Here is a 13,557-nt window from a genome sequence, read left to right on the forward strand (position 1 = left end):
ACGCACACTCCTTTATGTCATTGGCACACCAGTGGCCCGATCAGCGGCACCTGCTCCTGTGTTGTATCGAGCTCGAACGTGGCCTGGCAGGTCTGGCCGTCGCCGACCGTGACCTGCAAGGTGTTATGCGCCGCGAGGTTTTCCAGGTAGACCAGGCCGTCCCAGCCGACCACCGCCAACGCGCCGCTTTGTTCATGACGCACCTGGCTGCCCAGGGGCAGATCCTGATGCTGGGCATCGACCAAGGTGATGCTCGCGGCGAGCACCCGACGCACCGGGAACTCCAGCAAATACCCACTGCCCCGGCGCACGGCAACGCGTTGCTCGACATTCGGCACCTGTACGTTGGCCGGCAGGTTCAGTGGGTCGATCTCGTATTTGGCGCGGTAGTAGGCGCTGGTCCACGGCACCAGCAGGTGGCCGTTGCGGTCGGTTTCGCCGACCACCTGGTTCTCGTAGCGCACCGGCACGCCGCTGACGCCGTCGGTGCTCACCACCACAAACGCATCGTTGACGCGGTTGGCGGCGAACACTTGGTTGTCCATCCACACCAGCGAGCCGCTGGCATCCGCCCAGCGGGTTTCGGCGTCGCTGGTGCCGTACACGCCCGCCTGCAATTGCACCGACTGCAGGCGCCAGGTCAGGTCGGCCTGACGATAAGCCGGGCCATCACCGCTGGCGTAACCCAGGTTAAAGCCCACGCCACCCTCGGCGGGCACCGCACGGCTGTAGTTGACGCGCTGCAGGCTTTGCCCGGTTTTGCTGCGTTCGCTGCCCACACTGAGGCTGCCGTAGACGTCGAAGGGAATGACCACCTGCGCCTGCACGGCCCAACTGCTGTCGCCGACTTCATGGTTAGCCGACAGGTAAAAACTGCTGTTGCGCCACAGCGATTTGCTCCAGGTCATATTCACCAGGCGCGTGCGCGAATCGTCCGCCGCCTGCACATCGAAATAACCCACGCCGAGGCTGCCGAAATCGTTGAGGTTCAGGCTCAAGGTGGCTTGCTGGCTGCGCTTGCTGAGGCTGGCATACGGCGTATCGACCAGGCTCAGGTCGGCGTATTCATCGCGTCGTTCCACGCGTTGGTAAGACAGGCTGTAACGCTGATTGCTGTATTGGTAGCCCAGGCTCAACTGCTGGCCGGTGCGGCCGTCGAACTGGCTTTGGCTGACGGCGGCGTTGAGCACGCCGAAATTGCCCATGCGCAGGTTGCCGCCGACACCGCCCAAGGCCAGGTCGCCGGAGGCTTCGGCGTGGCTTTCCAGGGTAAACGCATCCGAGAGCCCATAGCGAAAGGTGCCACTGGCCACGCCGGGGCCGTAGCCGAAATCGCGCACGGTGTAATCGCGGCGCAGGTTACCCGCCGCCACCGAGAAATCCGACAAGCCCTTTTGCAACAGCGTGCTGGTGACATAGAACGGCACCGTGGTCGACACCTGCCGGCCGAGGGCATCGGTGGTGACCACCACCGCCTCCCCCGCGCCGTTGATAAACGGTACGTTGGTGAGGGTGTACGGCCCCGGCTGCAGGTCGGCGCTGCTGGTTTTGTAACCGTTGATAAACAGGTCCACCGACGACGGCACCGCCGCTTCCCCGGCGAACTGTGGCAAGGGGTAAGTGACCAGATCGGGGCGCACGCCAAAGTCGCGGGATACCTGCACGCCGCCCAGGCGTACCGAGGTGCTCCAGGGCAAGGCGCCACTGATCACGTCGCCCGCTTCGTAGGTCAGCAGGCGCTCATCGTCGGAAAAACGCCACGTGGTGTCATAACGGCGATAGCCATTGTCGAGGCTGCTGCCCGCTGTCTCCCGGCCAATGGTGGCGCGGTACTGGCCGGTGTTGGACAGCGTGCCCCAACTGTCGAACAGCCTGACTTCGTTGAAGATGCCGAGGTAAGTGCCGGCGTCATCCGTGTCGTTCAGGTAGGCGTCATAGTTGAGCAACGCGCCGAAACTGGTCAGCGCCTGGGTTCGCGGGTAGTTATTGCGGCTGCCGATAAATTGCTCCTGCAACCAGGCGGGTGGCACCGTGAGCATCAGCCGCTGGCCCTGGCTGTCGTAGTCGGTGTGCAGGCCCGGCAGGTTTTCCAGCGCGACCTCGGCGCCCACCTCGCCAGGCAGCTTCATGCCGATCTCCTGCAACACCGAGGCCGGCAGAAACAATTGCCCGGCGCGCTGATTGACGGCGACCACGCGGCCGGTGTCCATCTGGTTGACCACCAGTTCCAGAAACAACTGAGCATCGGCAACAGCCTCCATACTGCTGGGAGGGGGCGGCAACGGCGCGGCCACGCCCGGCGCCGCAAACACCAGGCCGGACAAGCCACTCACCACCCACACCGATCGCCATAGATATCGAGCTCGACCATGGCTCACCAAGGCTTTGTGTCCATCAATGGACATCTCCATCCGTTAACACCAGGGGCTGCTCCATGCCCTATCGCACGGTTTTATCGCCCTGGCGCGAGGCTCTCCAGTTGCGTCGCACCATTCACACGTACCTGCAACGGCTGATCCGCCGGCAGCCCATCCGGTACCGCCCAGCGCATGGTCGCGCCCGGCAGCACATAGCCCATCAAACCTTCCACCAGTGGCCGCGGCTGGCCGCCTTGCTTGAAGGTGGCATCGGTCAAACGCGCGTGGACGGCGCCCTGGTTGCGCATCTCGACGTAATTGCGCCCGCCAATGCTGACTTTTTTCCAGCTCAGGTCCGGCTTGCCGGCGCCCTTCGGGTCACGATCGCGGGTGCCATCGACCTTGCTCCACAGGCCTGGGCCATAAGCGAACAGCGGCACCGAATAACGCATCTGGAAACGCACCGCGGCGGCGGTCTTGCCATCGGCCGGGGCGGCGGGCGGCGTGGCCGAAGGGATCTCATCGATGATGATGCGATAGGCCAATTCCTGGCCCGGCGGCACCTCTTTGGTACGGGTCAGGCGCACCAACTGCTTCTGCCCCGGCTCGATTTTCGCCACCGGCGGGCTGCCAATCACGTCGCGCTGGTTCTGGTACTGCTCATCAAAGCCGCTCTGGGTCCAGGCAAACACGCGGATTTGCAGGTTGGCGGTCTCGGTGCCACGGTTCTCCAGCCACAATGCGCTGGCCTGTTGATCGGCCTCCAGCACCGGGTCAATCGGCCAGATCAACACCGAGCTGGCCGCCTGGGCCTGCCCCGCCGCCAACCCCAACACCGCGCTTAAACCCGCTGCCCACCACTGCCGGGAAGCTGCATACATAGGTCTCACTCCTTATTGCCAATCGCCTTACCACGACAGCTGCACCTGCAACGTGTCGCTGTACGTCCCCCCAGGCGTATTACCCGGTAACTGCACTCGCCCATAAATCGGCAAGGTGATGCTGGCGGCGTTGGCGTAGGTCACGCTCACGCTTTGGCTGATGCCCAGGCTCTGGCTGAACGCCGCGTCCCGAAACAGCTGATACGCCACTTGGGCGGTGCCGCTATTGAGCTGCATCCGCCGGCCACTGTTGTTGTGCAAACCGCCATCGACACTCATGTTCAGCGCCACCCCCGGCGTACATTGCAGGGTCACGCCGCCGGTGAGTGCGACCGACGCCGTGCTGGTCGCCAGTGCCGAGTACGTGCCGAACACCAGGCTGCCGTAGTTCGTCCCGCCACCGACCACCAGGCAGCCGGGCGTGATCGTCGCGCTGACCTGGAACGATTGGCTGGTCACCGCCAGCAGCGACACCGGCATGCCCCAGCCGATGCACACCGCCAACGTCGCCCACCCTGCCCGGTTCATGACCCTTAGAACGTCAGGGTCACATTGACGGTGTCGGTATACGTACCGGCCGGCAGCCCGGCCTTGCCATTGGCCTTACCGTAAATATTCACGGCCTGGGCAACACCCGTACTCGGCGCCAGGTTGATCACGCCGCCGATGGCCAGCAGCTGCGAATGGCCGCTGTCGGTGTACAAGTCATACGGCACGTAGTTGGCCACGCCGTCGTAGAGTGCGCGGGCGCCGCCGGTGGATTTGCCGTCATTGGCGCCGGCGGACACGGTCAGCGTCGGCGAGGTGCCCGCCGAACACAGAATCGACAACGCCCCGCCACCGCCGCCCAGCACCTGACCGTCGGCTTCGGTGAACAGGCTGTTGGCCGTGCCGAAGTTCAAGTTACCGAAGCTCATCCCGCCGGTCGCCGCCGCACCATTGACCTGGCAACTGCTGGTCAGCACCAGCGTCGCGGTGACGGTGCCGGCCACGGTCGCCGCCTGCGCCCCCGACACCCACACCAGCGCCATCAATGGAAAAACCGCTTTCGATACAAGTGCATGCATGATGTTCATCCTCATGGTTTACCAATCCAGAGTCACCGTCAGGGTGTCTGTGTAGATGCCGGCCGGTAGGGCCCTGGTATTCGCCACCACCGAGCCGAATACCGGGATCGGTACTTGTGTGCCCTTGGTCACGACGAAATTGCGTTGTTGGCCGATGCTGTAGTCGCTGTGGCCCAGCGGGTCAGCCGAAAGCCGATAGGGAATGGTCTGGCGCCCGTTGCTCAGGCGCCGTGTGGTGCCGTCGCCGTTGGCGCCGCCGTCGATGGTCACGGTGAAACTGCTGACCACCGAGGGGTTGCACGACACCGACAGCGGCGCCTTGCTGCCGTCGGTCACGCCTGCGCCCAAGGGGTTGCTCCAGGTCGGCCCCTGGCTGCCGAAGTCGAGCAACGCGGTGCCGCCCGTGGGGCTGACCGGGGCGCTTTCTACGCCTTTACTGACTTCGCAACTGGCGGTGATCACCAAACGCGCGTGGATCTGCCCGTTGACCGCTGCCGCCTGGGCGTCATCCGCCAGCAGCAACAGGCCGCCCATGGCCACAAGGGCCCAGACCCGGCTTACCATGTGACCGTGACCTTGAGCAGGTCGGTGTAGCGGCCGACGGCGGGGATGTCTTTGAGCGGTTCGATGCGGCCATACAGCGGCAGGTCGACCGAGCCGGAGTCCGGCACGCGCCCGCTCAGCGGTTCATTCACGGACAACGGAATTCGCCGCGCTGCATCGGCGTAAATACGATAGGGAATGGGTTTGCTCGAAGGGGTTGCGGCACTCAGGTAGCGTACTTCGCCTACGCCGCCGTGCAGGCCGCCGTCGACGCGCATTTGATAGGGCGTGTCGGGGTTGCATTCCAGACGTGGCTGGCGCTGGCTGATCAGCGCCGCACTCAAGGGGCCGGCCGGGTCATCCAGACGCGGGCCGCTGCCGAAATCCAAAACGCCAAGCTGCTCGATGCCAGCACTGCGGGTGGTGCCCACCAGCTGGCAGCCCCGCTGCACGTCGATGCGCACCTCCACTTGGAGCTGCGCAGCGTAAACCGTGCTGCAGAGCATCGTGCCCATGACTGCCAATACCACTCGTCCCTTCACTGCACCCAATCCTTTGTACAGGGGTAATTGCTGTGTAGGAGGTTAGTCACTCAGGGGGAAACTGCCAGTCTGGACAGGATTACAGCTGCGACATGCTGTTTCGAGATAGCTGGCAGCGCCCTTCTCTATTGGTCAAAACGTGACGGGCGCCCTAAAGTGAGCAACCACCGCACTACAGAGTGACTTGCATTGGCTGTGCTTCCCCTGATCCGGCGCCTGCTCGGTAAAACCACCGCACCTTCGGGCCCCTCGCCTATCCCGGCGTTCTTCAAGCAAAAAGCCGAGCAGCAGGGCTACACCCTCAGCACCGGCCAAACCCTGGCAATCGCCGCCCTGGCCCGCGAGACCGAGCACCTGCTCACCGCCACGCCGACGCGCAGCCTGTACCTGCACGGCCCGGTGGGGCGCGGAAAAAGCTGGCTGCTCGACGGGTTTTTCCAGGCGTTGCCGATTGCCGAGAAGCAGCGCGTGCATTTCCACGCGTTTTTTGCGCGCCTGCATCGCGGCATGTTCCAGCACCGCGAGCACGACGATGCCTTGGGCGTCACACTGGACGAGCTGCTGGCGGATTGCCGAGTACTGTGTTTCGACGAGTTCCATGTGCACGATATCGGCGATGCCATGCTCATCAGCCGGCTGTTCAAAGCCTTGTTCCAGCGTGGCGTGTGGGTGCTGGTGACCTCCAACTATGCCCCCGAGGGGTTGCTGCCCAACCCGCTGTACCACGAACGGTTCAAGCCAGTGATCGACCTGATCGCTGCGCGCATGGACGTGCTGGAAGTCAGCTCGCCCCAGGACTTTCGCAGCCTGCCCCAGGCGCATGCCGAGCAACGCTTCAGCGCCGGTCAGTATGTATGGCCCGGCACAGCCGCCCAGCGTGAAGCGCTGGGGCTGCCCGCCGTGGATGGCCCGGCGCAGACCCTGCAAGTCGGCAACCGCCAGTTGCGGTGTCGCAGCCATCAGGCGCCGACCATCGTCTTCACCTTCAACGACCTTTGCGAACAGCTCACGGCCGTGATGGATTACCTGCTGCTGTGCCAGGATTTCGACCACTGGGTCATCGACGGGCTGCCGCAATTGGCCGAATGCCCAATCGCCGTGCAACAGCGTTTTATCAACCTGGTGGATGTGCTTTACGACCAGGACAAACGCCTGACGCTGATCGGTCAACAGCCGCTGGCGCACTGCCTGGAAGGCCAAGCCATCGACCTTGCCCGCACCGCCAGCCGCCTGCATCAATTACAAACCGCCGAATTGCAAAGCCTGTGCCCGCAACCCGCGCATCACCCGGTATCATGAGCGCCTTTTACGCCCTCTTGCCGAGTGACCGCGCCGTTCATGAATACCCTCGCCCAACTCAAGGCCGGCCAATTGGCCGGCACCACGCGCCTGGACCTGTCCTGCGGGCTGACCGAATTCCCGCGGGAAATCTTCGAACTGGCCGACTCGCTGGAAATCCTCAACCTCACGGGCAACGCCCTGAGCAGCCTGCCCGACGACCTGCATCGCCTGTCGCACCTGCGCGTGCTGTTTTGCTCGGACAACGCCTTCACCGCGTTGCCGGAATGCCTGGGCCAGTGCGCCAAGCTAAGCATGATCGGCTTCAAGGCCAACCAGATCAGCCACGTTCCCGCCGCCGCCCTGCCGCCGCAGTTGCGCTGGCTGATCCTCACCGATAACCGCATCAGCCAATTGCCCAGCGAATTGGGCGAGCGGCCGCTGCTGCAAAAACTGATGCTGGCCGGCAACCAACTGACGGAACTGCCGCACAGCCTGATCAACTGCCACAACCTGGAGCTGATTCGCATCGCCTCCAACCGCCTGACCCAATTGCCCGAGTGGCTGCTGACGCTGCCGAGCCTGACCTGGCTGGCCTATGCCGGTAACCCGGTGGAGATGGCGGTGGAATTAGCCGTCGATGACGCAACGCCGAACATTGCCTGGGCGGAACTGGAGCTGGGCGACGTACTCGGCGAAGGCGCCTCGGGGATCATCCGCAAGGCGCTATGGAAGCCGCAGGCCTTGCCTGTGGCGGTCAAACTGTACAAAGGCGCGATCACCAGCGATGGTTCACCGTTGCATGAAATGCAGGCCTGCATCGCCGCTGGCCTGCACCCCAACCTGATCAAGGTGGAAGGCCGCGTGGTGGGCCATCCCGAAGATCAAGCCGCGCTGGTCATGGACCTGATCGACCCGAGCTACCGCAACCTCGCCGCCTTGCCGAGCCTGGCGTCGTGCACGCGGGACATCTACGCACCGAGCACGCGTTTCAGCCCTGAAGTGGCCTTGCGCATGGCGCGGGGCATTGCCTCGGTGGCGGCGCACTTGCACCGGCACGGGATCACCCATGGCGACCTGTACGGTCACAATATTCTGTGGAACGCCGATGGCGACTGCCTGCTCGGCGACTTTGGCGCGGCGTCGTTCCATGCCACGGCGGATACCGTGGAAACCAGGGCGTTGCAGCGCATTGAAGTGCGGGCGTTTGGAGTGTTGCTGGGGGAGTTGCTGGAGCGCGTCGACACGCCGTTCAACGACGAAGCGTTGGTCTCGCTGCATAACAGCTGCTGCCAGCCTGATGTGTTGGCGCGGCCGAGCTTTGAAGAGATTGAAGCGCTGCTGAACCTGGGGTGAAACCCAATCCAACTGTGGGAGCTGGCTTGCCTGCGATGAGGCCGTGTCATTCACCTTTTCAGTGACTGATACAGCGCTATCGCAGGCAAGCCAGCTCCCACATGAGTGAACCGCGTTTAATCAGCCAGCCAGGCCAACGAACATATCCTGCACGTCGTCATGGTTGTCCAGGCCTTCCAGGAAGGCTTCGACTTCAGCCATCTGCTCGTCGGTCAAACCGCTCACCGGGTTCTTCGAGATATAACCGAGCTTGGCCGACAGCACGGTAAAGCCCTGCTCCGGCAGTGCTTTTTGCACGGCATCGAGGTCGGTGGTTTCGGTGATGAACAGGGTGGTGCCCTCTTCTTCGCCGTCTTCAAAATCCTGGGCGCCAGCTTCGATCGCGGCCATTTCCGGGTCGGCATCCGGGGTGTCCGGCGAGGCTTCGATCAGGCCGACATGGTTGAAGTCCCAGGCCACGGAGCCGGAAGCGCCCAGTTGCCCCTTGCGGAATGCCACACGGATTTCCGCCACGGTACGGTTGATGTTGTCGGTCACGCACTCAACGATCAGCGGCACCTGGTGCGGGGCGAACCCCTCATACGTCACGCGGTGGTACTGCACGGTTTCACCCAGCAGGCCGGCGCCTTTTTTGATGGCGCGCTCCAGGGTTTCCTTGGGCATCGAGGCCTTTTTGGCCTGTTCTACCACCAGACGCAGGTGGGCGTTGGTCGCGGTGTCGGCGCCATTGCGGGCAGCGATGGTGATTTCTTTCACCAGCTTGCCGAAGATTTTGCCCTTGGCATTCGATGCCGCTTCTTTATGTTTGACTTTCCACTGTGCGCCCATGACTCACTCTCTTCTGTCCATCGCGCCGAGACGTCTACTGGCCGGCGCTTTGGGGGCAGAGTTTATAGGGCAAAAAAAAATCGTTCCAGCAAAAAACCGTCAAGACGCCAACTCGAAAAACGCCTGGATCAAGCGCAATGAGCGGCGTCGCTCGAGACAACCGAGCATATGCCGGTTGACCAGGCCGTCGCCCTGCAAGGCGATCGCATGCACGCGCGGGTCGCGGCTGACCTCCATCGACGACACCACGCCCACGCCCAGTTCAGCGGCGACGGCTTCGGTCACCGCCTCGCGGCTGTCGAGCTCCAGCAACACCCTGGGTTGCACATTGGCGCTGGCGCAGGCGCTGTCGAAGGTGCGCCTGGTAATCGAACTGGGCTCGCGCAGCACCATGATCACCTCGTGCAATTGCTCCAGGCGAATACCCGCCGGGTCGGCGAGCCACGGGTGCCCTGTCGGCACCAAAGCGCAGATCCGCGACTCGTTCAACGCTTGCAGGTGCAGGCCATTGCGCGGTTCTACCTCGGTAAGCACCGCCACGTCCGCGTGTTCCGACAACAACGCCGCCAGCGTGTCCTGGGCATTGCCCAGCCGCAGGTTGACGGTGATGCCGGGGTAACGCGCGCGCAGGCGGGCGATCATCGGCATCACCAGGTGCGGGCCATCCGCCGCGACTTCCAGGCGCCCGGTGAGCAATTGGCGATTGGCCTCCAGCAAAGTCTGCGCCTCATCCACCAGCCCGAAAATCGCGCGGGTGATCGCCGCCAGGCGGGTGCCCTCCTCGGTCAACTCCACCCGCCGTGCCGTGCGGCGCAACAGCGGAATCTGGTAGTGCTCTTCGAGCGCCTTGATGTGCCCGGTCACCGCCGGCTGGCTGATAAACAGCCGCGCAGCCGCTCGGGTAAAGCTGCCCTCGCGGGCCACTGCATCGAATGCACGCAATTGAAACAGGTTCATAGCTATCGGCCTCACTGATAGCTCGCATAACAACAAACAATTTGATTGATGACAAGCCAAACTGCAATTTAGGCGCCGTAGATTCAACCCCGAGACTTGCGAGGACTTGAGATGACCACCGCCGCGCCGATCCTGCTCACCCCCGGCCCGCTGACCACGTCGGCCCGTACGCGCCAGGCCATGCTGGTGGACTGGGGTTCATGGGATGAGCGCTTCAACCAACTCACCGCGAGTGTCTGCGAGCAGTTGCTGGCGATCCTCAATGGCGCCGACAGTCACCACTGCGTGCCCCTGCAAGGCAGCGGCACGTTCGCCGTCGAAGCGGCGATTGGCACGCTGGTGCCGCGTGACGGCAAGGTACTGGTGCTGATCAACGGCGCCTACGGCAAGCGCCTGGCGAAGATCTGCGCAGTACTTGGCCGCGATTTCAGCACCTTTGAAACCGCCGAAAATGAGCCCAGCACTGCCGCCGCTGTGGACCGCCTGCTGCACGCCGACCCGGCCATCACCCACGTGGCATTGATCCACTGCGAAACCAGCACGGGCATTCTCAACCCGCTGCCGGACATCGCCCAGGTGGTTAAAACCCACGAAAAACGCTTGATCATCGACGCGATGAGCTCCTTCGGCGCGCTGCCGATCGATGCCCGTGAAGTGCCGTTCGACGCGCTGATCGCAGCGTCCGGCAAATGCCTGGAAGGCGTGCCTGGCATGGGTTTCGTGTTCGCCAACAAGCAGGCACTGGCCGCCGCCGAAGGCAACTGCCATTCCCTGGCCATGGACCTGTTCGACCAGCAGCGCTACATGGCCAAGACCGGGCAATGGCGCTTCACCCCGCCGACCCACGTGGTCGCCGCGTTGCACGAAGCCCTGCTGCAATATCACGAAGAAGGCGGATTGCCCGCGCGCCACCAACGCTACGCCCGCAACTGCCAGGCGCTGCTGGATGGCATGGCCGAACTGGGCCTGCGCAGTTTTCTGCCGGCGGCGATCCAGGCGCCGATCATCGTGACCTTTCATGCGCCGCAAGACCCGCGCTACCAGTTCAAGGACTTCTACGAACGGGTCAAGGCCAAGGGTTTCATCCTTTACCCCGGCAAATTGACCGAAGTCGACACTTTCCGCGTGGGCTGCATCGGCCATGTCGACGCCGCCGACATGCGCGCCGCCGTCGCCGCCATCGCCCAGGCGTTGCACGCCATGCACATCAACCTTTCATCGTTTGGATCGCAGCCATGAACTATCAAAACCCCAACACCCTGCAGGCCGTTATCCTCGACTGGGCCGGCACCGTGGTCGATTTCGGCTCCTTCGCCCCCACGCAGATCTTTGTCGAAGCCTTCGCCGAGTTCGACGTGCAAGTCTCCATCGATGAGGCCCGTGGCCCGATGGGCATGGGCAAGTGGGACCATATCCGCACGCTCTGCAATCAGCCGCAGGTGGCCGAGCGTTATCGCAAGGCCTTTGGGCGTGTGCCGACGGATGATGACGTAACTGCCATCTACCAGCGTTTCATGCCGTTGCAGATCGAGAAAATCGCCGAGCACTCGGCGCTGATTCCCGGCGCCCTCGACACCATTGCGCGCCTGCGGGTGCAGGGCATCAAGATCGGCTCCTGCTCCGGCTACCCCAAGCAGGTCATGGACAAAGTCGTCGCCCTGGCCGCCACCAATGGCTACTTCGCCGACCACGTGGTCGCCACCGACGAAGTGCCCAACGGCCGCCCATGGCCAGCCCAGGCGCTGGCGAACGTGATTGCGCTGGGCATTGACGATGTGGCGGCTTGCGTAAAGGTCGACGACACCGTGCCGGGCATCCTCGAAGGCCGCCGCGCCGGCATGTGGACCGTCGCCCTCACCTGCTCGGGCAATGCGCTGGGCCTGACCTATGAGCAATTCCGCGACCTGGACGCCGCCGCCCTGAACAGCGAGCGCAAACGCATCGAGAAACTGTTCGAAGGCTCACGCCCGCACTACCTGATCGACACTATCAACGACCTGCCTGCTGTCATCACCGACATCAACCAGCGCCTGGCCCGCGGTGAAATGCCACAAAGCCACTGATTGAGGTCAAAACAACGGCACTTACGCCAGGCGAATCGCTCAAAAACGGCATACAGTTAAAGGACTCCGTCACTAAAGAATGGAGGTTTGCCCTGATGAGTGAGGAACACAGCGATGCCGTGGAAAAACTCCGATACGCGCTACAGCACCATGTCGATTGCGCTGCACTGGTTGATGGTGGTGCTGCTGGCGGTGGTTTACGCCTGCATAGAGTTACGCGGCCAATTCCCCAAAGGCAGTGGCGCGCGAACGTTGATCGTCGAAATGCACTTTATGTTCGGCCTGACCGTGTTCGTGCTGGTGTGGCTGCGCCTGTTTGCACGCAGCCTGGGGGTGGCACCGAAAATCGTGCCGACGCCGCCACAATGGCAAAGCCTGCTGGCCACGCTGATGCATGTTGCGCTGTATGCATTGATGATCGGCATGCCGATTGCCGGTTGGCTGATCGTCAGCGCCGAGGGGCATTCGGTGATGTTCTACGGCATCGAGTTGCCGCCGTTGATCGCTGAGAACAAGGCGCTGGCCAAGCAGATTGAAGGCTGGCACGTGCTGTTCGGCAAGATCGGCTACTGGCTGATCGGGCTGCATGCATTGGCGGGGATCATTCACCATTACATCCTGCGCGATAACACGGCGCTGCGCATGATGCCGGGTAGGAGCGGGCTCGCTCGCGAAGGCGGCGGGTCAGTCACCAAATCTGTTGAATGATAGACCGCAATCGCGGGCAAGCCCGCTCCCACAGGGGAGCATCGCTAGATTTCAAACCCTCGGCGGCCTTGCAGGCCGCCGGTGTGCACGAAGATCAGGCGGGTGCCGGCGGCGAAGCGTCCGGCCTCGATCTGGTGTTTGAGCGCCAGCAGGGCCTTGCCGGTGTAGAGCGGCTCCAACGGCATGCCGGAGGCTTGTTCGGTGTGCTCAATAAATGCGAGCAATAGCGGATCGACTTTGGCGAAGCCACCTCGGCTGGCGTCCAGCAGTTGATAACCGCCCTGCACGATGGCCTGCACGTTTCGCTCAACGCCGTGATCGTCAGGCACGGCCATTGCGCCGTACACCGGGTGCGCGCCCGCCTCTGCCAGCGCCAGCCCGGCCACGGTGGTGCCGGTGCCTGCCGCCAGCCACCAGGCATCGTAATCGGCCCAACCCAGGTTGCCCAACTGCCCGCGCACCTGCTCGACCAGTACCGCGCAGCCCAAGGCACCCGCTATTCCACCGCCGCCTTCGGGCACGGCATGGAACTGCGGATACTGTGCGTGCCACGGCAGCCAGAAATCCGCCTCATGCCGCGCACGATAGCCGCCATACCCCAGCCAATGCAGCTGCATGCCGAAGGTGTTGAGGTCGAGAACAGTGGGCGTGTCTTGAGGGTGGCCGCGTAACAGGCCGACAGTGGGGAAACCGAAACGTTTGCCGGCTGCCGCCAGGGCGTGCAGGTGGTTGGAGTGAGCGCCGCCGAGGCTGATGACCCCGCTGGCACCGGCCATGTGCGCCTGGGCCAGGTGCTCGGTGAGCTTGAACCACTTGTTGCCGCTGATCAGCGGGTCGATGCAGTCCAGGCGCAGCACAGCCAACTCGACGCCGTTCAGCCAATCCAGCTGCAAAGGTTCGAGCGGTGCGTGGGGAAGCCAGTCGAAAGGGCCCATCGGGGAAGGTATCTGAATGAAAAGGGGCGGTAGTCTAACACC

Annotated in this window: 14 protein-coding genes; 5 read left to right on the forward strand and 9 right to left on the reverse strand. The window is 63.3% G+C overall.

Translation table 11 applies throughout. From position 1 onward, the window contains the following. Positions 1–17 precede the first annotated feature (17 nt). From PspR76_RS19010 to PspR76_RS19035, 6 genes are read right to left on the reverse strand one after another with little or no spacing between them, the layout of a single operon-like run. On the reverse strand, positions 18–2,411 hold the full coding sequence (locus PspR76_RS19010) for a fimbria/pilus outer membrane usher protein (RefSeq protein WP_159957742.1): 2,394 nt from the start codon (positions 2,409–2,411) through the stop codon (positions 18–20). Positions 2,412–2,452: 41 nt separating this feature from the next. Then, positions 2,453–3,238: a fimbrial biogenesis chaperone gene (locus PspR76_RS19015; protein ID WP_159957744.1), complete on the reverse strand. Its 786-nt coding sequence runs from the start codon at positions 3,236–3,238 to the stop codon at positions 2,453–2,455. A 27-nt stretch (positions 3,239–3,265) separates the two neighbouring features. Further along, positions 3,266–3,766 (reverse strand): Csu type fimbrial protein, encoded by a 501-nt coding sequence (locus PspR76_RS19020; RefSeq protein WP_159957746.1) that lies wholly within the window; start codon positions 3,764–3,766, stop codon positions 3,266–3,268. A 5-nt stretch (positions 3,767–3,771) separates the two neighbouring features. Next, positions 3,772–4,305, reverse strand: a complete 534-nt coding sequence (locus PspR76_RS19025) for a Csu type fimbrial protein (protein ID WP_159957748.1) — start codon at positions 4,303–4,305, stop codon at positions 3,772–3,774. 18 nt (positions 4,306–4,323) lie between these two features. Beyond that, positions 4,324–4,869, reverse strand: a complete 546-nt coding sequence (locus tag PspR76_RS19030; protein ID WP_159957750.1) for a spore coat protein U domain-containing protein — start codon at positions 4,867–4,869, stop codon at positions 4,324–4,326. Next, positions 4,863–5,390, reverse strand: coding sequence for a Csu type fimbrial protein (locus tag PspR76_RS19035; protein WP_159957752.1), 528 nt, complete (start codon positions 5,388–5,390; stop codon positions 4,863–4,865). The genes PspR76_RS19030 and PspR76_RS19035 overlap by 7 nt, the downstream gene beginning before the upstream one ends. Before the next feature lie 189 nt (positions 5,391–5,579). Between PspR76_RS19035 and zapE the strand changes: the two genes are divergently transcribed. Continuing rightward, complete coding sequence (zapE, locus tag PspR76_RS19040; RefSeq protein ID WP_159957754.1) at positions 5,580–6,689, forward strand: cell division protein ZapE; 1,110 nt, start codon at positions 5,580–5,582, stop codon at positions 6,687–6,689. Between the two features lie 39 nt (positions 6,690–6,728). After that, a complete protein-coding gene (locus tag PspR76_RS19045; RefSeq protein ID WP_159957756.1) occupies positions 6,729–8,024 on the forward strand; it encodes a protein kinase in 1,296 nt (431 codons plus the stop codon). Between the two features lie 120 nt (positions 8,025–8,144). On the opposite strand, the gene PspR76_RS19050 is transcribed toward PspR76_RS19045, so the two are convergent. After that, complete coding sequence (locus tag PspR76_RS19050; protein ID WP_090402660.1) at positions 8,145–8,852, reverse strand: YebC/PmpR family DNA-binding transcriptional regulator; 708 nt, start codon at positions 8,850–8,852, stop codon at positions 8,145–8,147. A 99-nt stretch (positions 8,853–8,951) separates the two neighbouring features. After that, entirely contained in the window at positions 8,952–9,809 is an 858-nt protein-coding gene (locus tag PspR76_RS19055) for a LysR substrate-binding domain-containing protein (RefSeq protein WP_159957758.1), read from the reverse strand. Positions 9,810–9,920: 111 nt separating this feature from the next. On the opposite strand from PspR76_RS19055, the gene PspR76_RS19060 reads away from it, so the two are divergent. The 3 genes from PspR76_RS19060 (at position 9,921) to PspR76_RS19070 (ending at position 12,580) form a co-directional block, all read left to right on the forward strand. Beyond that, a complete protein-coding gene (locus PspR76_RS19060) occupies positions 9,921–11,048 on the forward strand; it encodes a 2-aminoethylphosphonate--pyruvate transaminase (protein ID WP_159957760.1) in 1,128 nt (375 codons plus the stop codon). After that, positions 11,045–11,872 carry a phosphonoacetaldehyde hydrolase gene (phnX, locus tag PspR76_RS19065; RefSeq protein WP_159957762.1) on the forward strand — a complete coding sequence of 276 codons (828 nt, stop codon included), beginning with the start codon at positions 11,045–11,047 and terminating at the stop codon, positions 11,870–11,872. The genes PspR76_RS19060 and phnX overlap by 4 nt, the downstream gene beginning before the upstream one ends. Before the next feature lie 114 nt (positions 11,873–11,986). Continuing rightward, a complete protein-coding gene (locus tag PspR76_RS19070; protein ID WP_159957764.1) occupies positions 11,987–12,580 on the forward strand; it encodes a cytochrome b in 594 nt (197 codons plus the stop codon). A 44-nt stretch (positions 12,581–12,624) separates the two neighbouring features. On the opposite strand, the gene PspR76_RS19075 is transcribed toward PspR76_RS19070, so the two are convergent. Further along, positions 12,625–13,515 carry a 1-aminocyclopropane-1-carboxylate deaminase/D-cysteine desulfhydrase gene (locus PspR76_RS19075; RefSeq protein ID WP_159957766.1) on the reverse strand — a complete coding sequence of 297 codons (891 nt, stop codon included), beginning with the start codon at positions 13,513–13,515 and terminating at the stop codon, positions 12,625–12,627. Between the last annotated feature and the right edge of the window lie 42 nt (positions 13,516–13,557).

The organism is Pseudomonas sp. R76, from assembly GCF_009834565.1.
Lineage (GTDB): Bacteria > Pseudomonadota > Gammaproteobacteria > Pseudomonadales > Pseudomonadaceae > Aquipseudomonas.